Annotated in this window: 14 protein-coding genes; 6 read left to right on the top strand and 8 right to left on the bottom strand. The window is 55.4% G+C overall.

Annotated elements, in window-relative coordinates; all coding sequences use genetic code 11:
- The first annotated feature begins 520 nt into the window (after window positions 1-520).
- Window positions 521-2521, top strand: a complete 2001-nt coding sequence (locus tag G5229_RS16010) for an ATP-dependent nuclease (protein WP_128834125.1) — start codon at window positions 521-523, stop codon at window positions 2519-2521.
- Entirely contained in the window at window positions 2518-4287 is a 1770-nt protein-coding gene (locus tag G5229_RS16005; protein ID WP_421209615.1) for a UvrD-helicase domain-containing protein, read from the top strand. Before G5229_RS16010 ends, G5229_RS16005 begins: the two co-directional genes overlap by 4 nt.
- A 167-nt stretch (window positions 4288-4454) precedes the next feature.
- On the opposite strand, the gene cysC is transcribed toward G5229_RS16005, so the two are convergent.
- The 5 genes from cysC to cysG all read right to left on the bottom strand — a co-directional run bounded on the left by cysC (window position 4455) and on the right by cysG (window position 10857).
- Window positions 4455-5048, bottom strand: coding sequence for an adenylyl-sulfate kinase (gene cysC, locus G5229_RS16000; RefSeq protein WP_421209613.1), 594 nt, complete (start codon window positions 5046-5048; stop codon window positions 4455-4457).
- A gap of 138 nt (window positions 5049-5186) precedes the next feature.
- Window positions 5187-6911, bottom strand: coding sequence for an SLC13 family permease (locus G5229_RS15995; RefSeq protein WP_266135241.1), 1725 nt, complete (start codon window positions 6909-6911; stop codon window positions 5187-5189).
- A gap of 4 nt (window positions 6912-6915) precedes the next feature.
- Entirely contained in the window at window positions 6916-8343 is a 1428-nt protein-coding gene (cysN, locus tag G5229_RS15990; protein ID WP_421209611.1) for a sulfate adenylyltransferase subunit CysN, read from the bottom strand.
- 12 nt (window positions 8344-8355) lie between these two features.
- Complete coding sequence (gene cysD / locus G5229_RS15985; protein WP_323888585.1) at window positions 8356-9324, bottom strand: sulfate adenylyltransferase subunit CysD; 969 nt, start codon at window positions 9322-9324, stop codon at window positions 8356-8358.
- 96 nt (window positions 9325-9420) lie between these two features.
- A complete protein-coding gene (cysG, locus tag G5229_RS15980) occupies window positions 9421-10857 on the bottom strand; it encodes a siroheme synthase CysG (protein ID WP_421209608.1) in 1437 nt (478 codons plus the stop codon).
- A gap of 197 nt (window positions 10858-11054) precedes the next feature.
- On the opposite strand from cysG, the gene G5229_RS15975 reads away from it, so the two are divergent.
- Both G5229_RS15975 and G5229_RS15970 read left to right on the top strand, forming a co-directional pair.
- Window positions 11055-11978 (top strand): SPFH domain-containing protein, encoded by a 924-nt coding sequence (locus G5229_RS15975; protein WP_005335703.1) that lies wholly within the window; start codon window positions 11055-11057, stop codon window positions 11976-11978.
- On the top strand, window positions 11975-12430 hold the full coding sequence (locus tag G5229_RS15970) for an NfeD family protein (RefSeq protein ID WP_005354718.1): 456 nt from the start codon (window positions 11975-11977) through the stop codon (window positions 12428-12430). Before G5229_RS15975 ends, G5229_RS15970 begins: the two co-directional genes overlap by 4 nt.
- A 69-nt stretch (window positions 12431-12499) precedes the next feature.
- Here the strand turns inward: G5229_RS15970 and G5229_RS15965 are convergent, their stop codons facing one another.
- A complete protein-coding gene (locus G5229_RS15965; RefSeq protein WP_421209606.1) occupies window positions 12500-14605 on the bottom strand; it encodes a methyl-accepting chemotaxis protein in 2106 nt (701 codons plus the stop codon).
- Between the two features lie 140 nt (window positions 14606-14745).
- Here G5229_RS15965 and nadA point away from each other — a divergent pair, with 140 nt between their 5' ends.
- Window positions 14746-15819, top strand: coding sequence for a quinolinate synthase NadA (nadA, locus tag G5229_RS15960; protein WP_005335706.1), 1074 nt, complete (start codon window positions 14746-14748; stop codon window positions 15817-15819).
- Window positions 15820-15889: 70 nt separating this feature from the next.
- Here the strand turns inward: nadA and G5229_RS15955 are convergent, their stop codons facing one another.
- Together G5229_RS15955 and gap are read right to left on the bottom strand one after the other, a co-directional pair.
- A complete protein-coding gene (locus tag G5229_RS15955; RefSeq protein ID WP_421209604.1) occupies window positions 15890-16756 on the bottom strand; it encodes a D-hexose-6-phosphate mutarotase in 867 nt (288 codons plus the stop codon).
- Window positions 16757-16842: 86 nt separating this feature from the next.
- Window positions 16843-17838, bottom strand: coding sequence for a type I glyceraldehyde-3-phosphate dehydrogenase (gene gap / locus G5229_RS15950; RefSeq protein ID WP_005335708.1), 996 nt, complete (start codon window positions 17836-17838; stop codon window positions 16843-16845).
- A 347-nt stretch (window positions 17839-18185) separates the two neighbouring features.
- Between gap and malQ the strand changes: the two genes are divergently transcribed.
- On the top strand, window positions 18186-20375 hold the full coding sequence (gene malQ, locus G5229_RS15945) for a 4-alpha-glucanotransferase (RefSeq protein WP_216952049.1): 2190 nt from the start codon (window positions 18186-18188) through the stop codon (window positions 20373-20375).
- Window positions 20376-20412: the final 37 nt, after the last annotated feature.

The raw sequence follows: 20412 nt of genomic DNA, 5'->3' as shown, positions 1-20412 counted from the left end.
GCACTGATGACCGCCGCTGTTGCGCGGCCATCTCACCGCCCGTTACTGATTAATTTGTTGATCTTGCTCAGAAAACCGCCCGCTTGCGCTTTTCACCCCAGCCCCGTTCGGTAACATTGCCGCTTGGCAACCTCTTGTCGGAGTCAGCCATGAGCCAAGCCAGTGCCAAAACGCCGGTAACAAGCAGCAGACTGGAGGCTGAAATTCAGGGGCGGTAGCGTTAGCTAACAACTCATCTAATTAAGTAGAGGCATGCTAGGCACCACTCAGAATAATTTCCTTTTTATTTCAGTTAAAATTAATATGGCGGATTTTGCAAGCATTAAAAACCTAGCTTGCTTATTTAAAATATAGAAACGAAGTAATTACTGCCGCTTATCATAGCCTATGCTATACCACCTTGATTTCTATCAATGAACATAGCCCATATAACTGGGCATTTATTTAATGTGTAACCACATAGCGCCTTAAGATAACAATACTGATTATTATATTTATAATAAATACATTGGAGATATGAATGAAAATTAAAAGCATTAGAATAAAAAACTATAGATTACTGAAAGATGTATGTATGACCTTGGACTATGAAACGACCTTGATCGTCGGCCGAAACAACACAGGGAAAACATCCTTTGCAGAAATTTTCAGAAGTTTCCTTAATCCAGCAGGTCCGAAGGTTCGATATGAGGATTTTAATCAGTCATGCTTGAAAATGTTTGAGATGGCTCTAGAAAAATTTTCAGGCTCTGCTGAAGATAAGGAAATTCGAGCCCTAATGCCTACGATAGAACTAGAACTCCGCATTGATTATAAAGATAATGAAGATGACTTTGGGGTCCTAGGAGACTTTATCATCGATCTAGATGATTCTCTTTTTGAAACTTGTGTCTTGGTTTCCTATCAATTGAAGGATGGAAAGATTAAAGACTTCTTTCAGACTCTGGACATTAATGATCGAAAAAAATATTTCTCAGACCTCAAGGGGTTGATAAATGAGTATTATGAACCCGTAATATATGCAATTGAGCCTAACAATTTTAAGAACAAGATTAGGCTTGATTTTTCATCTTTTAAAAGACTCATTCTATCAGGGTTAATCAATGCACAGAGAGGCCTTGATGACGAAACCCATAGCGAACGTGACGTACTTGGGAAGTCGCTTGGGAATATATTTAAAAGTGCAAACAGTTCTGGCGCCCCCGAAGCATTTAAAGCAAAATCTGAAGAAATTAATCAGGTAGTTGAAGCGCTTCAAGAAAAAGTAGACACTGATTTTCAACAGAAAGTCAAAAATCTTTTACCAACACTAAATATATTCGGCTACCCAGGATTACAAGACCCAAACTTAAGTGCAGCCACTGAATTAAACGTAAAATCCCTTTTAGAGAGCAACACTAGAATATTTTATGAAGGCGATGATCATTTTACTCTACCCGAAACCTATAACGGGTTAGGTGTACGTAACTTAATATTTATCCTCTTCAGAATTTATGAGTACTTCAGAGAATACCAGACACAACCCACGCCCCCGAAAGGTCACTTGATATTTATTGAAGAACCCGAAGCACACCTACACCCTCAAATGCAGGAGGTGTTTATTCGACAACTAGGTGAAATAGTTAAAGAGTTCCAGAATAAGTTGAATGACGGAAATACATGGCCGGTTCAATTTGTGGTCAGCACTCATTCATCTCATATTGCTAATGAGACAGATTTTAGCAAAGTACGCTATTTCCTGTCTAAAAGTGGCAAGGAAACCAAGGTTAAAGATTTGGGGACAGCGTTTTGCAGTGATGAAACAAAAATAGATAAAGAATTTTTACATAAGTACTTAACACTGACAAAGTGTGACCTCTATTTTGCAGATAGAGCGATTCTAATTGAAGGAGCTACAGAAAGAATACTCTTACCTGAAATGATAAAAAAATCAGATCAAGTCAACAAATTAAGTTTGAGGAGAAAGTATTTATCTGTTGTTGAGATAGGGGGGGCATATGCGCACCATTTCTATAAATTCATTGATTTTCTTGAGCTCAAGACATTATTTATTACTGACTTGGACTCTGTCAGAAAGACAAAAGGTGAAAAATCGACAACATATCCAGCATCGATAGTTAGTAAGGGAACGCATTCTAGTAATATAGGTCTGTCAAAATGGTTTGGTAAGGATAGATATTCCACTCTAGAAGAAATACGCTCTAAAAATGAGGTCTCCAAAATGTCTGGAAGCCGTTGCATAGCCTTTCAAGTCGATGAGAATGGTTTGTGTGGAAGAAGCTTTGAAGATGCATTTATTCTTGCGAATATTAATCTATTTAATTTAGATGGTTTACATGGCGAGGAGCTAGAGCAAGCAGTATTTGAAAAGGCCAAAGAAATAGGGAATGAAAGCAAGGCTAATTTTGCGATTGAGTTCGCAGTGGATAAAACTGATTGGGTTGTTCCAAAGTATATTCGCGATGGCTTGAAGTGGTTGGACAAGGATGACTCAGGCAATGATGAAGGAGAACAAAAATGACACTCTTAAATCCAGCAGAGCAGGCTTCTGTCGAGGCACTTAAGCAAATTAGGCATTGTCTTGATAACAACTTGTGTTTTCGCTTGGAAGCTGGCGCAGGAGCAGGCAAAACCTATTCACTAATTGAATCCATCAAATATCTGATATCACATCAAGCAGATTTATTGCTGAGTAAACGGCAGCAAATTGCCTGTATTACTTACACGAATGTAGCAAAAAACGAAATAAAAGACAGAACTGACAATCATCCAGTTATTTTTGCCGACACCATTCATGCTTTTTGCTGGAGTATTTTGCAACACTATCAGGCTAAATTAAGGGAGCTCATTCCCGAGCTAGATGGGAAATGGCAGCAAAGAATATCTGACTCTATAGGAATACATAATCAAGCAGTTAAATACGAGCTAGGATTTCCTTCGATCAATGAAAGAGAGATAACCTTGCACCATGATGACATAGTGATGTTAATGGCTCGTATGCTTGCTTATCCTAAGTTTCAAAAATTACTAAAAAGTAAGTTCCCAATAGTGTTTATTGACGAATATCAGGACACTGATCGCGAACTAGCGGCAAGTATTGTTGATAATATCATAGATAATAATTCTGGTGTGATGGTTGGTCTTTTTGGTGACCATTGGCAAAAAATATATGGATCTTCAGCATGTGGCTTGATTTCCAGCACCAAAGAAAAAATCGTAGAGATCGGCAAAAAAGCTAATTTTCGGTCAGATAAGAACATTGTGCAATGTTTGAATAGAATGCGGCCTGCCCTTCCACAGGCGGTGTCGGATCCGAATTCAGAGGGTATTATAAAGGTTTTTCATTCTAATGACTGGGTTGGAGATAGAAGAGATGGCAAAGGTGGTGGACATTGGAAAGATGACCTTCCTGAGTCTGATGTGAAAGACTTTATCTTAAAAACGAAATCACTGATGATTTCTGATGGTTGGGATATGTCTCCTCAAAAGACCAAAATTTTATTTCTAACAAATAATCTAATTGCGAGCGAACAGAAATTCAAGAATCTAGCAGACTGTTTCCCCCACACTGATGACTACTTGAAAAAGAATGATAAATATATCAAATTCTTTCTTGACGTTGTAGAGCCAACCCTATCTTCATATGAAAACAAGCAATATGGTGAATTGCTACAGATTAATACAAAAAATCATCCTCAATTGAAACGCCAATCCGATAAAACTAGCTGGCGGGAGAATCTTGATAAAGCTCTAAAAATAAGTAACAGTGGAAAGATTGGTGATATTCTGGACCTTTTGATGGAAACAAAAACACCTAGACCACCATCAAAAGTAGAAGACTTAGAAAATAAATTCAAAAATCTTCAATCAAAACCATCGGAAGAACTGGAAGAGGATGAGGCAAGATTTATTAAAAAACTTGATAACTTTCGCTCCATAAACTATCAAGAAGTCTCAAGCTTGGGAAACTATATCGAAGACAAAACTCCATTTTCAACAAAACACGGAGTGAAGGGGGCTCAGTTTGATAATGTGCTTGTCATCTGTGGTCGAGGCTGGAACCAGTATAACTGGAACCAGATGTTGGAATGGATGGATGGTTCTTATCCAGCAGATAAGAAAGATACATTTGAGCGAAATCGAAACTTGTTTTACGTAAGCTGCTCTCGCGCAAAACATAATCTAACTTTGCTCTTTACCCAAGAACTATCTGAAAAATCAATTGACGTCCTTGAACAGATATTTGGGAAACATAACATTTTTCCTAGCCCAACAGGATCGCCATAACTATCAACATTAATTTTTCACTGTTGTGCTTATATAAAAAATAATATTAACCAGAGCATTCTGATGGAGTGATAGCGATGACAGGGTAAATATCTGGCAACAATAACAATGGGGGCCAAGGCCCCCTCTGCTATTAATGCTCGGTAAATACTATCCCCATACAGACATCAGTCGATAAGCCCTCTCAGCCTTAGCGCAGTCATCAGCTCATCCACCAGCACCTCTACTGATTTACCGGCATTCAGCAGATGGATTTCCGGCTGCTCCGGCGCCTCGTAGGCGGAGTCGATACCGGTAAAATTCGTGATCTCCCCTGCCCGCGCCTTTTTATAGAGCCCCTTGGGATCGCGCTCTTCACAGATGGCGAGCGGCGTATCGACAAAGACTTCGACAAACTCCCCTTCGCCCAAGAGGCTGCGCACCAGCGCCCGCTCGGCACGGAACGGCGAGATAAAGGCGGTGAGCACGATCAGGCCCGCATCCACCATCAGCTTTGCCACCTCGCCGACCCGGCGGATATTCTCCTGCCGCGCAGCATCATCGAAACCGAGATCCCCGCAGAGGCCGTGGCGCACATTGTCCCCATCCAGCAGATAGGTGTGCTTGCCTTGTGCCGCCAGCGCCTGTTCCAGCGCCCCTGCCAGGGTCGATTTGCCCGCCCCCGACAGCCCGGTAAACCAGATCACCAGCGGTTTTTGCCCTTTAAGCTCGGCCCGGCTCTGTTTGTCGACGGCATGCTTGTGCCACACGATATTGCTCATCCCACACTCCTTGCTTGGCGCTCACGCCTCAAAACTTAAACTGTCCGGCACCACTGGGAGCCGCCTCGGACTATCCGCCGACAACGTGCTGATGCCATGGCATTGCTCATCCCAGACTCCTTGATTGGCACTTATGCCTTAAAACGGAAACAGCAGGGGCACCATCACAATCACCCCGAGGCTATAGGCCAGCGAGACCGGCAGGGCCAGCTTGAGGTAGTCCGGCATCTTGTAGTTGCCCGCGGCATAGACCATCAGGTTGGTCTGGTAGCCATAGGGCAGGATAAAGCTGGAGCTCGCCCCGAACAGCACCGCCAGAATAAACGGCATGGTCGAGACATCCATGCTGAGCGCCAGCTGGTAGCCCATGGGGAAGGCCAGCGCGGCGGCGGCGTTGTTGCTCATCAGCTCGGTCAGCACCAGCGTAAACACATAAATACCGATAAAGGCGATGATGGGGCTGGCACCGTTAAACTCCCCCATCAGCCAGTCGGCGATAAGCTTCGCCAGCCCGCTCTTTTCGAGCTGATCGGCGATGGCGAGCGCCCCGCCCACCACCAGCCAGATATCCAGCGGAAAGCGGCGGCGGATCTCGTCCAGGGTCAGGATGCGGGTGAGCAGCAGCGCCACCAGCATCAGCAGCAAGCCCTTGAACAGCGGCACCAGATCGAATACCGAGAGCGCCAGCACCCCGAGAAAGCCCAGCACCACGGCGGCGCTGCGCTTGCCATCGAGACGGGTGGAGGCTTCCAGCCCGCTCACCACCACAAACTCCCGCCCCAGCGACTTGTTGCGGGCAAACTGGGGGCCGGGGGCCAGCAGCAGGGTATCACCGGCGTGCAGCTCAATCTGGCCGAGGCCACCGGTAAGCTGGGTTTCGCCACGGCGCACCGCCAGTACCACCGCATCGAAGTGGGTGCGAAATTCGGCATCCTTGATGGTCTGACCCACCAGCCGCGAGCTGTGGCTGACGATCACCTCCACCAGATGCTGGCCGTTGAGGCGGTGCTGGCCGTAGAGATCCAGCCCCTTCATCTCCTGCAACACACCGACGCTCTCCACATCGCCACAAAACAGCAGTACGTCCCCTTCGTGCAGCTCGTGTTCCGGCTGCACCGGGCAGATCACCTGCTCGCCGCGAATGATTTCTGCCAGATAGAGGCTTTTCAGGCTGCGCAGGCCGTTCTCCTTGACGCTGCGCCCCGCCAGCGGTGAACCGGCGCCCACCTTGGCTTCGAGAAAGTAGCCAGATTCCCGGCTCATCTCGGTATCCTGCTCCGGCAGGTGGCGGGCAAACAGCAGCACGGCCACCAGACCGGTCAGCAGGGTACCCGCCCCCACCATAAAGAAGTCGAACATGCCGAGCGGCGGTACCCCCATCTTGATGAGGAAGCTGTTGACGATCAGGTTGGTGGAGGTGCCGATCAGGGTCAGCACCCCGCCAAAAGTGGCCGCGAAGCACATGGGCAGCAGCAGCCGCGATGGCGCATGGTTGGGGTTGCGTTTGACCGCTCCCAGCATGGAGGCCACCACGGCGGTGTTGTTGACGAAGGCAGACAGGAAGGCGGTGGAGAACCACACCTTCACCAGCACCTTGTTGAATGAACCCGTGCCCACCAGATTGGCGAACCAGCTCATGATGCGGGTCTTCTCCACCGCCAACGACACCAGCAGCAACAGCACCAGCGTCAGCAGGGCACTGTTGGTGTAGCCCGCCATCACGGCGTTGATATCCGCCAGCCCGCTCAGGTAGGTGATGAGCACGGCGCCCGAGAAGAGCAGCGCCGGGCGGAGTTTGCCCTGGATCAGCAGGGCCACGAGAGCAGCCAGCAGACCCAGCACCAGGAATTGTTGCCAGGTCATGGGCTTACTCCTTGCTTGTGTCGTTACCGATGGCAAGGGCTTGCCAGTGCGGGAAGTGCTTGCGCACCAGGGCGTTGAGCTCGATCTCAAACTCGCTGTAGTGCCCTTTTGCCGCTTTGGCCGCCAAGCCTTCCACTATCATGCCAGCGCCGACGGTGACGTTGGTCAGCCGGTCGATCAGGATAAAGCTGCCGGTATCACGGATCTCCTGATACGGGTCGAACGCCACCGGGTCGGTGAGGCTGAGCTCGCACAGGCCAATCTCGTTGAGCTTGAGCTCGCTCGCAGGCAGCTCGTCCAGCTTGTTGATCTCGATGCGGTGGCGGATAGCCTCCACCTGACCACGGCTCTTCTTGGTGGCCAGTTTGACGTCGTAGACCCGGCCCGGTTGCAGGGACTCCTCCCCCATCCAGACGATATGGGCCAGCACATTCTGGGTCACTTGCGGCTGCTTGGCGGCATCCACCAGCAGGTCGCCGCGGCTGATGTCGATCTCGTCGGCGAAGGTGACTGTGATGGCCTGACCCGGCAGGGCGTACTCCAGATCGCCGTCGAAGGTGACGATGCGGGTCACTGTGCTCTCCTTGCCCGACGGCAGCACCGCAAGCCGGTCGCCCACCCGCAGAATGCCAGAGGCGAGCGTGCCCGCGAAGCCGCGAAAATCGAGGTTGGGGCGGTTCACATACTGCACCGGCAGGCGCACCGGATGGCGCTCCAGCTCGCGCTCAACCTCGGCAGACTCCAGCAGAGCAAGCAGGGTTTCGCCCTGATACCAGGCCAGCTTGTCGCTCTGGTTGACCACGTTATCACCGTCCAGTGCCGAGACCGGCACGATATGGATGGTGTCGACGCTGAGCTTCTTGGCGAACTCTCGGTAGTCGGCACTGATGCGCTCAAACACCTCCTGACTGAACTCCACCAGATCCATCTTGTTGACCGCCACCACGAACTGCTTGATGCCCAAGAGGCTCGCGATAAAGCTGTGGCGGCGGGTCTGATCCAGCACACCCTTGCGGGCATCGATCAGAATGATGGCCAGATCGCAGGTAGAGGCGCCGGTGGCCATGTTGCGGGTGTACTGCTCGTGGCCCGGGGTATCCGAGATGATAAATTTGCGCTTGGCGGTGGAGAAGTAGCGGTAGGCCACGTCGATGGTGATGCCCTGCTCGCGCTCGGCCTGCAGGCCGTCTACCAGCAGCGCCAGGTCCAGCTTCTCGCCGGTGGTGCCAAGCTTCTGGCTGTCGGACTCCAGCGCTTTGAGCTGATCTTCATAGATCTGCTGGGAGTCGTGCAGCAGGCGACCGATAAGGGTGCTCTTGCCGTCATCCACGCTGCCGCAGGTGAGAAAACGCAGCAGGCTCTTGTGCTGCTGGGCGTGCAGATAGGCTTCGATGCCCTGTTCGGTGATGGCGGTCTGAATATGGCTGTTCATGCTGACGACTCCTTAGAAATATCCCTGACGCTTCTTCTGCTCCATGGAGCCGGCCTGATCGTGGTCAATCAGCCGCCCTTGCCGCTCGCTCGAGGTGGTGAGCAGCATCTCTTCAATAATTTCCGGCAAGGTGGTGGCATCGGATTCGATGGCCCCGGTCAGCGGGTAGCAACCGAGGGTGCGGAAGCGCACCAGTTCCTGCTTCACTTCGTCTTCCGGGCCAATGGGCATACGATCGTCATCCACCATGATCTTGATGCCGTTGCGCTCCACCACCGGACGGTAAGCGGCGAAGTAGAGCGGCACTATGTCGATCTTTTCCAGATAGATGTATTGCCAGATATCCAGCTCGGTCCAGTTGGAGAGCGGGAACACCCGGATGCTCTCCCCCTTGTTGACCTGGCTGTTGTAGACCCGCCACAGCTCGGGACGCTGGTTTTTCGGATCCCAGCGGTGAGACTTGTCACGGAATGAGTAGACCCGCTCCTTGGCACGGGACTTCTCCTCGTCGCGGCGCGCGCCACCGAAAGCGGCGTCGAAGCCGTATTTGTTGAGCGCCTGCTTGAGCGCCTCGGTCTTCATGATGTCGGTGTGCTTGCCGCTGCCGTGGACGAAGGGGTTGATGCCCATGGCGAGCCCTTCCGGGTTCTTGTGGACGATAAGATCCAGCCCGTACTTTTTGGCGGTCTCGTCGCGGAACTTGATCATCTCCTTGAACTTCCAGTCGGTATCGACGTGGAGCAAGGGGAACGGGATCTTGCCCGGATAGAAGGCCTTGCGGGCCAGGTGCAGCATGACGGAGGAGTCCTTGCCGATGGAGTACATCATCACCGGGTTTTCAAATTCGGCAGCTACCTCGCGGATGATATGGATGCTCTCGGCTTCCAGCTGCTGCAGATGTGTCAATCTTTCACGAGAGACACCTGCATGACTGCTCTCCGCGTTCGGCTGCTGCAAGTGGGTCAATCTTTCACGGTCCATGTTGGTCCTCGGGTCATTGCTTATGCGCCTGCTCGGGGCGCTGGGGGGTTCAGTGCGCGGCCGCACCGGCAGCCGCATCAAATATCTCTTTCTCGGTCAGGCCAGCTGCACCAGCTTGAGGTCGCAGCCATCGAGATCCGGGTTAGCGCGCTGCTGCTCGCCGCTTTTTTCTCCAAACCAAGCCAGCCGATCGCGTAGGGCAACCACTTCGCCGATGACGATAAGCGACGGGCTCACCGCTTGTTTGGCCAGCTCGGCCAAGTCGGCAAGCGTGCCGGTCAGCACCCGCTGACGGGATGTGGTGCCGCGCTCGATAATGGCGATGGGAGTGGCTTGGCTTCGGCCGTGATCCACCAGTTGCTGCTGGATATGCTCGGAGCGCATCAGCCCCATGTAGATCACCAGGGTCTGACTGGTGGCGGCGAGCTGCTGCCAGTCGGGCTCCTTGCCCTCTTTCTGGCAATGGCCAGTGATAAAGACGGCGCTCTGGGCGTAATCACGGTGAGTGAGCGGAATGCCGGCATAGGCGGTGGCCCCGGCGGCGGCCGTGATGCCGGGCACTACCGAGAAGGGGATGCCTTCATCGGCCAGCACTTCCAGCTCTTCGCCGCCACGACCAAACATAAAGGGATCGCCCCCTTTCAGCCGCACCACCCGGTTGCCCGCCTTGGCGTATTCCACCAGCAGGCGATTGGTCTCCTCCTGCGGCACGCTGTGGGCTCCCGCCTTCTTGCCAACCGACACCAGAGTGGCGTCGCGGCGCACCAGATCGAGGATCTCGGCGGAGACCAGCTGGTCGTAGAGCACCACTTCAGCCTGTTGAATCTGTTGCAGCGCCTTGAGGGTCAGCAGGCCCGGATCACCGGGGCCCGCGCCGACCAATACCACCTCGCCCACTTCGCTTTTCGCCTGATCGAGGCCATCACTCAGCCACTGCTCGGCACCTTGCCAATCCTCTTTTTCAATCAGGCTGGCGAGGGTGTTGGAGGCAAAGGCGCGCTCCCAGAAGCGACGACGATCGGAAATCGAGGAGAGCACCCGCTTGGCCTTGTCACGGACCCGGCCGGAGAGCTCGGTCAGCCCGCCAAGATGGCGCGGCAGCAGGCTCTCCAACCGCTCACGCAACAGGCGCACCAGCACCGGCGCCTTGCCGCCACTGGAGACCGCTACCATCAGCGGCGAGCGATCGATGATCGAGGGGAAGATAAAGCTGGAGCGTTTGGGGTCATCCACCACGTTGACGAACAGACCCAGCTGGTTGGCGCTCTGATAAACGAGGGCGTTGACTTCGAGGTTGTCGGTCGCCGCCACCACCAAAATCTGGCCAGCCAGATGGGCCGGGGTGAAGCGCTCCGCCAGATGGGTGAAACGACCGGTGAATTCCGCAAATTCCGGTTCAAGCTCCGGGGAGACCAGGGTCAGCCGGGCACCGGCCGCCAGCAGCAGGCGCGCCTTGCGCAGGGCAACCTCGCCCCCGCCCACCAGCAGTACCGGGCGGCCTTCCAACTTGGCAAACATAGGTAAATAATCCATTTCGGCCCATCCCTCGGAACACGACTAATATGGGGCGACTATAGGCAGGGCAGCTTATCCCTCAAAATAATAAAAAATGCTTTTTAATGCGTTTTGGTAATTAGCAAAGCCAATTCATGACAAAGGCGTACAAAGTCACTTGTGGTACCTGACGCCAGACCATAGGCTAGGGACTGTGTTTCATAAGGAGCTAAATGATGAATGAATCATTGATTGTGCTAGGGATTTTCGTGTTCCTGGTGCTCGCCACCCTGAGCGCGGGCATCAAGATAGTGCCCCAGGGCTACAACTGGACGGTGGAGCGCTTCGGCCGCTACACCCGCACCCTGACCCCGGGCCTCAACCTGTTGATCCCCTACGTGGATCGGGTCGGCCACAAGATCATCATGATGGAGCAGGTGCTGGATATCCCGGCACAAGAGGTGATCTCCCGCGATAACGCCAACGTCACCATCGACGCCATCAGCTTTGTGCAGGTGGTGGATGCCCGCAAAGCGGGTTATGAGGTCAACGATCTCACCAGCGCCATCCGCAATCTCACCATGACCAATATGCGCACCGTGCTCGGCGCCATGGAGCTGGACGAGATGCTCTCCCAGCGCGACACCATCAACGAGAAGCTGTTGCGCACCATGGATGCCGCCACCGCCCCCTGGGGCATCAAGGTGACCCGCATCGAGATTAAAGATGTGCGCCCGCCGCTGGCACTGGTCGAGGCGATGAACGCCCAGATGAAGGCCGAGCGCCAGAAACGGGCCGAGGTACTGGAGGCCGAAGGGGTGCGCCAGTCCAAGATCCTGAAAGCGGAAGGCGAAAAGCAGTCCCAGATCCTCAAAGCCGAGGGTGAGCGTCAGGCCGCCTTCCTCGCCGCCGAAGCGCGGGAGCGGGCTGCCGAGGCGGAAGCCAAGGCGACCCACATGGTTTCCCAGGCAATTGCGGAAGGAGACCTGCAGGCCATCAACTACTTCGTAGCCCAGAAATATACCGAAGCACTGGCCCGCATCGGTGAAGGCCCCAACAGCAAGATCATCATGATGCCGCTGGAAGCGGGCAGCCTGATTGGCTCGGTGGCTGGCATGGCCGAGCTGTTCAACAAAGATGGCAAGGGCAGTAAGTCATGACTGCCCTGTTAGAGGGGCTGACCCACTGGCACTGGCTGGGGCTCGGCTTCATTCTGCTGGCCATCGAGGTGCTCGGCTCGGTGGGCTTTTTGCTCTGGACCGGCATCGCCGCGCTGGAAGTGGGCCTGCTGCTGCTGATCTGGCCCTTTGGCTGGCAGGCGCAGTTGCTGCTGTTTGCGGTGCAATCCCTGCTCACCACCTGGGCCTGGTGGCGCTGGCAACACCAGCGTGACAACTCGGGTCAGGATGCCGCCAGCACCATCAACGAGCGGATGCAGAGCTATATGGGCCGCGAGCTGACCCTGCTGGATGATGTCGCCCAGGGCACCAGCCGGGTACATCTGGACGATACGGTCTGGACGGTGCGCTGCGACGAGTCGCTGCCTGCGGGCAGCAAGGTCAGGGTAGTGGGGGCCGACTCCCACATCCTGCTGGTTGAACCCCGCAACTGACGCAACTCTGCCATCGAGTCATAAAAAAGCCCGCGATCGCTCGCGGGCTTTTGTCTCTCTGGCAGCCACTCAGGTACGCAGCCGATCGAGCTGACTGGCCAGCGCCGTGGCTGCTTGCTCCAGCGCTTCGCTCAGCTGATGGCTGGAGGTGGCCTCCTGCCCAATCACGTTGGCGGTATCACCGATCCGCATCAGGTTCTGGTTGATGGTGTCGCTCACCGCACTCTGCTGCTCGGCGGCGGTGGCTACCTGACTGATGTGGTCGTGGATCTGCTGGATCTGGGCCACCACCCGATTGAGTGCCTCGAACGCCTGCTCGGTGCCCTGCACCGTGGTAGTGGAGCGCTCGATACCGGTATTCATCAGACGCTGGCTGCTGCTCACCTCGGTCTGCAAACTGCCAATCAGCTGGCCAATCTCATCGGTCGATTCACGAGTTTTGGTCGCCAGCGCCCGTACCTCGTCCGCCACCACTGCAAAGCCGCGGCCCATGTCACCCGCCCGCGCCGCCTCGATGGCGGCATTGAGGGCCAGTAGATTGGTCTGCTCGGCAATGGCGCGGATCACATCGAGGATCCGGCTGATATTGGTGCTGCGCTGGGCCACCAGCGCCACCGCCTTATCCGCCTCATGCATATCGCCGACCAGAGTATGGATCTCGTTGCGGGCATTGCTGAGGGTCTGCTGGGCGGTATTGATGTGGTGGGTCGCCGCTTCCGACTCCTGCGCCGCCTGCTCGGCATAACCTGCCACGCTGACTGCAGTGGTACTCATCTGGTGCATGGCGCTCACCACGCTCTCCAGCTCCAGATTCTGCTCGTCCAGACTGTTGCGCATGGTGTCGGCGGTATGTTTCATCTCCCGCGCCTGCTGGTAGACCTGCTGACCGATCCCCTTGCTCATTTGCACCATGCCCCGCAGCTTGCCGAGGAAGGCATTGAGCTGGGACCCCAGATCGATCAGCTCCTGATGGGTGTCGATCTCCATCTGCTGGGTCAGGTCACCCTCGTTGCTGGAGAGATGACCCACATGGCGGCTGATAAGAGAAAGTGGCGCAGTAATGGTCTGGATAAACCAGACCAGCAGCCCCAGCACCAGCAGGGTAATCCCGCCCATGGCGATGATCTGCTGCCGCTGGCCATCCACCAGCAGGGCGCCCAGTTCATTGCTGATGGCGTGCGCCTTGCCGAGCGCCAGCGCCTTGGGCACCTTGATCATCAACCACCACTGGGTATTGGCTGCTTCAACCCGAATGGGCTGATGAAGAATGAAGTCACTGTCGCTGCTGACCGGCCGACCGTCAGGCAGGGTCAGGCCCACCTCCTTGAGTGGACGGCCCAGCTTGTCGGCATAGCGGTTGCTGCCCACAATCAGCCCCATCTTGCTGACCAGGGTCACATCCGCCTTGTTGTCATAGAGGCTCTTGCCAAGGTTTTCAGCCAGTTGCTGGAAGATGGGCAGGTTCATATCCACCCCGGCCAGCCCGACAAACTTGCCGTCACGCAGCACGGGCACAGTCAGACTGGTCATGAGCATCTTGTTGCCCGGGTTGATTTCGTAGAGATAAGGCTCCATCAGGCAGGGCTGGCGGGTATCGCGACCACAGAGATACCACTCGCTGTTGCGAATGCCGAACTCGTTGAGGGAGGTATCAAACTTGGCCTCGCTGGCAGCAGCGTCCACCGCTTGCTGGGCGACGGCCCCTCCCTGATCCTTGGTGAAATAGACCTCCAGACTCCCCTTGCCTGCCACCGAGTGGCTGGCTCCGCCCAGCCAGTTGCCATCCTCGCCATCATAGCCATCCGGTTCAAACTGGGCATAAATGGAGCTAATCCCGCTCGCTTGCTGCAGGCTGCTGCCGAGCAACGACTCCACTTGGGGCCGCGACAACCGCAGTTCCGGTTTGGCCATCCCGGCTTCAATCTGGGCGGTCACGGTCAGGGGGATCTGATAGGAGTTCTGCATCAGCGAGGCAATCTGGATGGCATAGCGTTCTGCCTGATACTGCAGACTGCGGGAAACCTCCTCTTCCAGTGCATCGCTGGTCTGGGTCATCACCATGTTGCGAAGGGAGCTGAAAGAGGCCGATTGCAACAGGGTCATGGCCAGCCCGGTCAGCAGAAACAGCCCCATGGTAAGGCACAACAACTTGAACTTGAGGGAACGTTGCTTCATGCGACAACTCCTTATGGCAGAATAACAACGAATTACTTGAGTATATTCGCCCACTTGCGCTTCACCCGATTTGTTGATGGGTTTGTGGCAGGCTTCTGGTTATAATTTTTGCCTTCCCGAGCGTTGATGGAACAGTCGCAATGAGCAATGCACTGAGCAGTGTCCCGCCGGTAGTCGCAATGGACTACCCCTTTCCGGCCAAACCTCTTCCCCTGAGTGCCGAGCAGAGAACGACCTTGACCACAGAAATCAAGGCGCTGCTCAAGGAGCGCAAGGCGGTACTGGTCGCCCATTACTACACGGATCCCGAGATCCAGGCGCTGGCCGAAGCCACCGGCGGTTTCGTCGGTGACTCGCTGGAGATGGCCCGCTTTGGCCGCGATCACGAGGCGCAAACCCTGATCGTCGCCGGGGTGCGCTTTATGGGGGAAACCTCCAAGATCCTGAGCCCCCACAAGCGGGTGCTGATGCCGACGCTGGAGGCCGAATGCTCCCTCGATCTGGGCTGTCCCATCGAGCAGTTTTCAGCGTTTTGCGATGCCAACCCGGATCATACCGTGGTGGTCTACGCCAATACCTCGGCTGCGGTCAAAGCGCGGGCTGACTGGGTGGTGACCTCCAGCATCGCGCTCGAGATCGTCGAACACCTCGACAGCCTGGGTCACAAAATCATCTGGGGCCCGGATCGCCATCTGGGTGCCTATATCGAGAAGAAAACCGGGGCGCAGATGCTGCGCTGGCAGGGCCACTGCATCGTCCACGACGAGTTCAAGGCCCGCGCCCTGCGCGAGCTGAAAGAGCAGAATCCGGATGCCGCCGTGCTGGTTCATCCGGAATCCCCCGCCTCGGTGATCGAGCTGGCCGATGCGGTGGGCTCCACCAGCCAGCTGATCAAGGCGGCCAAGGAGCTGCCCCAGCAGAAGCTGATCGTGGCGACCGATCGGGGCATCTTCTACAAGATGCAGCAGGCCTGTCCGGAGAAAGAGATGGTGGAAGCACCGACCGGTGGCGATGGCGCTACCTGCCGCAGCTGCGCCCACTGCCCCTGGATGGCGATGAACGGTCTGGTGGCGATCAAGGAGGCGCTCACCGACGGTGCCGAGCGCCACGAGATCCATGTCGATGAAGATCTGCGGGTCAAAGCCTTGATCCCCCTCGATCGCATGCTCAATTTCGCCGCCGAACTCAAGCTCAAGACCCAGGGCAACGCCTGATTGCCGCCGTCACGAGATGCAAAGAGGGCTCCCGCGGGAGCCCTCTTTATTTATCTGAACCTCATCCTGATCAGATGATCACGGTAGAGAGACTGTGCTCTTCATCCGGCGCAACGGTCACCCCCGCCTCGCCAGCGATGGCGGCCTCGACACACAACATAGTGCGATAGCCATCGTCGCTCATGTCGGCCATGGCGGTAGCCCCTTCCAGCCAGGGGGTCCAGACCACCACGCTGTCGTGGTTACCGCTCACTACCCGGGTCTCGCGCTCACCATACTGCACGCTCACCAGCGCCTCTGGCTGCCAGTAGACCCGATCCAGCGGCCCACTCAGGGTCAATGCCCCCTGCTGCTTGGCATCCTGTCCGGTCAGCTTGTCGGCATAGGGCTCGCCCAGACCGCTCACGCTCACCGCCTCCGGTGCGCTGATCTGCAAATAGGTATGCAGCGCACCGCTATAAGTCAGCGGCTGGCTACCTGTGTTGCGAGTGGTCAGCACCAGCGAAAGCTCTTTGCCCACCAGCACGTCCAGCTCCAGTTCGAAGGGGTGATCCCACAGGGCGCGGGTTGCCTCGCTGTCGCGCAGGGAAAGATGAACAAGCGTGCCATCAGCGTGATCGGAGACCCCGTCCAGCATCCAGAGGGTGGTACGGGCAAAACCGTGGGAGGGCTTGCCGCTACCGACGCGGGCGGGCGCCGGGCCAAACCAGGGCCAGCAGATCGGGATACCACCGCGAACAGGCTTGCTGCCATCCAGCACCGCTTTGTCACTCAGCCAGATGGAGGCCGGCTCGCCATGACGCTGATAGCTCAGCACATGGGCGCCAAACAGGCTGATCTCGGCCTTGGCATAGTCGTTGTTGATAGTGAGAACCGGCAGACCGGCCGCATTGTTGGCAAGCTTGCAATTGGCTGTCAGGGGACGAATGGATTGCATGTGGACTCCTGTCATCAGGGGAAACCGAAAAACAAAAAGGCGGCCAATGGCCGCCTTTTTCAAGCTACGCGATTGCGCATCCCAAATTACTTGGAGATGTGAGCGATCAGATCCAGAACTTTGCTGGAGTAGCCCATTTCGTTGTCGTACCAGGATACAACTTTAACGAATTTGTCGTTCAGCTGGATACCAGCCTTGGCATCGAATACGGAGGTCTGACGCTCACCCAGGAAGTCGGTAGATACAACTTCGTCTTCGGTGTAGCCCAGAACGCCTTTCATAGCGCCTTCGGAAGCAGCTTTCATCGCTTCGCAGATTTCTGCGTAGGTGGCAGCTTTCTTCAGGTTAACGGTCAGGTCAACAACAGACACGTCCGGAGTCGGAACACGGAAAGCCATACCGGTCAGCAGGCCTTTCAGTTCCGGGATAACTACGCCAACAGCTTTGGCTGCACCGGTAGAGGACGGGATGATGTTCTGAGCCGCACCGCGGCCACCGCGCCAGTCTTTGGCAGACGGACCATCAACGGTCTTCTGGGTAGCAGTGGTAGCGTGAACGGTGGTCATCAGGCCAGACTCGATACCGAAGGTATCGTTCAGAACCTTGGCGATCGGTGCCAGGCAGTTGGTGGTGCAGGAAGCGTTGGAAACGATGTCCTGGCCAGCGTAGGTAGAGTCGTTAACACCCATTACGAACATCGGGGTAGCGTCTTTGGACGGGCCAGTCAGAACAACTTTCTTGGCACCAGCAGCGATGTGCTTACGAGCAGTCTCGTCGGTCAGGAACAGACCGGTAGCTTCAGCAACAACGTCAACACCGATTTCGCCCCACTTCAGGTTGGCCGGGTCACGCTCAGCGGTAACACGTACGGTTTTGCCGTTTACAACCAGGTTGCCGTCTTTAACTTCAACGGTACCGTTGAAACGACCGTGAGTTGAATCGTACTTCAGCATGTAAGCCATGTAGTCAACATCGATCAGGTCGTTGATACCAACAACTTCGATGTCTGCACGCTCGCAAGCCAGACGGAATACGAAACGACCGATACGGCCAAAACCGTTAATACCTACTTTGATAGTCATATTTAGTTACCTAACTGTTCAGTAGTCAAAGAAAATTCCGCTTGTAAATTTACTAGAACTCTCCGGTGAGTCAACCAACATTCTGTCTGAAATTGCGCTATATCATGAAAAACTGTGAAATTAATTTTCTGTTTATGTAACTGATTACCACGTTTTGACGAAAAAAGTGCCAGATCGTGGCATCGCGCAGATATCAACAATAGTGCCTACTCGGTCACACAACCATTCACAGAGATATGTAAAAATGTGCGCGGTTTAGCATGGCCAAAGAGCCACTGTTCAAGTACCACCCCATAAAAATCAAACAAAATAGTATAGATAGAATCCACAGCGGGAATTCTCAAACTATGACCACCCTGATTGAACAGCTGGCTGCCGCAAAAGGTATCGCCAGCGAGTATGTCGATGCCTGGGGCCACCCGGCCCAGGTATCAGAAGAGAGCAAGGCCGCCATGCTGGGCGCCATGGGCTACCGCGTCGATGACGAGGCCGCACTGGTGCAGCAGCTGGAAGAGGAGCATCGCCAGCACTGGCTGCGGGCGCTGGATCCTGTGATGGTGGTTCGCACCGGCGACGCCGTTACCCTTGAGGTTCGCCTCCCCATCGAATTCGTCAACGACGCCCTCACCTGGCAGCTCCAGCAGGAGCAGGGTGCAGTGCTGTCCGGTCAATTCACCCCCATCGAGGGTGAGCTGGTCGGCGTGGCCGAATTTGAAGAGATGGAGTGCCAGGCCTATCGCGTCACGCTGGATATGGCCCCGGAGCTGGGTTATCACCAGCTGGTGTTGCTGGAAGAGGGCAATGACGAGCCGCTGGCCACCATGCGCCTCATCGTTGCCCCCAAGGCCTGCTACAAGCAGGCGCCGATTGCCGATGGCCGCAAGGTATGGGGTCCGAGCGTGCAGCTTTACTGCCTGCGCAGCCGCCATAACTGGGGTATCGGTGACTTCAGCGATCTGGGCCAGCTGGTTGAGAAAGCCGCCGCCTGGGGTGCCCACTTCGTCGGCCTCAACCCTATCCACGCCCTCTATCCGGCCAATCCGGAGAGCGCCAGTCCCTACAGCCCCTCTTCCCGTCGCTGGCTCAACGTAGCCTATATCAATGTGGAAGCGGTGCCCGAATTCCAGCAGAACGATCGCCTGAAAGCGGAAGTGGCAAGTCCTGCCTTCCAGCAGCATCTGGCCGATCTGCGCGCCAAAGAGAACGTCGATTACACCGGCGTCATCGAGACCAAGATCGGCATGCTGCGTCAGGTGTTCGACGATGCCACCCTGAGCGCCGAACGTCAGGCCGCCTTCGATGCCTTCGTCGCCGCCGGTGGCGACAGCCTGCAGCAGCAGGCTGCATTTGATGCCCTGCAGGCCCACTTCTATGCCAAAGGCGAAAATGCCTGGGGCTGGCCGGTATGGCCGCAGGAGCTGCGCGATTACCACAACCCTGCCGTTGCCGCCTGGATGGCCGAGCACCCGCAAGATGTAAACTTCTATCTCTATCTGCAGTTCCTGGCTGATGAGCAATTGGCGCAAGCCGATGCCCGTGCCAAAGCTGCCGGCATGGTGATGGGTATCTACCGGGATCTGGCGGTGGGCGTCTCCGAAGGCTCCACCGAGATCTGGGCAAACCAGGATCTCTACTGCCCGAAAGCCTCTGTCGGTGCGCCGCCCGATATCCTCGGCCCGCTCGGTCAGAACTGGGGCCTGCCCCCGATGAACCCGAACAAGCTGTTTGAAGCGGCCTACCAGCCGATGGTGGACTTGTTCCGTGCCAACATGCGCTCCTGCGGCGCACTGCGCATCGACCACGTGATGGCACTGCTGCGCCTGTGGTGGGTACCGCCCGGAGCGTCCGCCGCCAAGGGCGCCTACATCTACTATCCGGTCAACGATCTGCTGGGCATTCTGGCCCTCGAATCCCACCGCAATCAGTGCCTGCTGATCGGCGAGGATCTGGGCACCGTGCCGGAGGGGATCGACGTGACTCTGAAAGAGAACGGCGTCCACTCCTACAAGGTGTTCTTCTTCGAGCGCTCCAAGGAAGATGGCGGCTTTATCTCCCCGGCGCACTACACCGAGCAGGCGATGTCAGCCCTGACCACCCACGACATGCCGACCCTCAAGGGCTTCTGGCACTGCGATGATCTGGCGCTCGGCCGTCAACTGGGTCTGTATCCGGATGAAGATGTGCTGAAGACTCTGTATGCTGATCGCCACCAGGCCAAACAGCGGATCCTCGACAGCCTGCATGCCCACAAGGTCATCTCTGACAACATCAGTCATGACGTGAACTGGGTCGGCATGAACACCGAACTCAACCACGGTCTGCAGATCCATATGTCCCGCGGCAGCTGTGCCCTGTTCAGTACCCAGCTGGAAGACTGGCTGGAGATGGACAAGCCGGTCAACGTACCGGGCACCAGTTACGAATACCCCAACTGGCGCCGCAAGCTTTCCGCTGATCTGGAAGATATTTTTGCCAATGAGGCACTCAAGGCACTGGCTGGCAAGATGAGCCAAGCCCGTGATGAGGCCAGTCGTTGAGACGCTGTCTCCCACAGCGCTCTCACCTAAATCCACT

The organism is Aeromonas sp. 602396, assembly GCF_049173735.1.
In the GTDB taxonomy this organism is placed as follows: Bacteria; Pseudomonadota; Gammaproteobacteria; order Enterobacterales; family Aeromonadaceae; genus Aeromonas; species Aeromonas veronii_A.
The sequence above is the reverse complement of the archived record's forward strand: the minus strand, read 5'-3'. Positions and strand labels throughout refer to the sequence as shown.

Bases quoted from the DNA above. Each gene is read 5' to 3' on its own strand.
- G5229_RS16010 (WP_128834125.1), top strand. From the start codon at position 521: ATGAAAATTAAAAGCATTAGAATAAAAAACTATAGATTACTGAAAGAT.
- G5229_RS16005 (WP_421209615.1), top strand. From the start codon at position 2,518: ATGACACTCTTAAATCCAGCAGAGCAGGCTTCTGTCGAGGCACTTAAG.
- cysC (WP_421209613.1), bottom strand. From the start codon at position 5,048: ATGAGCAATATCGTGTGGCACAAGCATGCCGTCGACAAACAGAGCCGG.
- G5229_RS15995 (WP_266135241.1), bottom strand. From the start codon at position 6,911: ATGACCTGGCAACAATTCCTGGTGCTGGGTCTGCTGGCTGCTCTCGTG.
- cysN (WP_421209611.1), bottom strand. From the start codon at position 8,343: ATGAACAGCCATATTCAGACCGCCATCACCGAACAGGGCATCGAAGCC.
- cysD (WP_323888585.1), bottom strand. From the start codon at position 9,324: ATGGACCGTGAAAGATTGACCCACTTGCAGCAGCCGAACGCGGAGAGC.
- cysG (WP_421209608.1), bottom strand. From the start codon at position 10,857: ATGGATTATTTACCTATGTTTGCCAAGTTGGAAGGCCGCCCGGTACTG.
- G5229_RS15975 (WP_005335703.1), top strand. From the start codon at position 11,055: ATGAATGAATCATTGATTGTGCTAGGGATTTTCGTGTTCCTGGTGCTC.
- G5229_RS15970 (WP_005354718.1), top strand. From the start codon at position 11,975: ATGACTGCCCTGTTAGAGGGGCTGACCCACTGGCACTGGCTGGGGCTC.
- G5229_RS15965 (WP_421209606.1), bottom strand. From the start codon at position 14,605: ATGAAGCAACGTTCCCTCAAGTTCAAGTTGTTGTGCCTTACCATGGGG.
- nadA (WP_005335706.1), top strand. From the start codon at position 14,746: ATGAGCAATGCACTGAGCAGTGTCCCGCCGGTAGTCGCAATGGACTAC.
- G5229_RS15955 (WP_421209604.1), bottom strand. From the start codon at position 16,756: ATGCAATCCATTCGTCCCCTGACAGCCAATTGCAAGCTTGCCAACAAT.
- gap (WP_005335708.1), bottom strand. From the start codon at position 17,838: ATGACTATCAAAGTAGGTATTAACGGTTTTGGCCGTATCGGTCGTTTC.
- malQ (WP_216952049.1), top strand. From the start codon at position 18,186: ATGACCACCCTGATTGAACAGCTGGCTGCCGCAAAAGGTATCGCCAGC.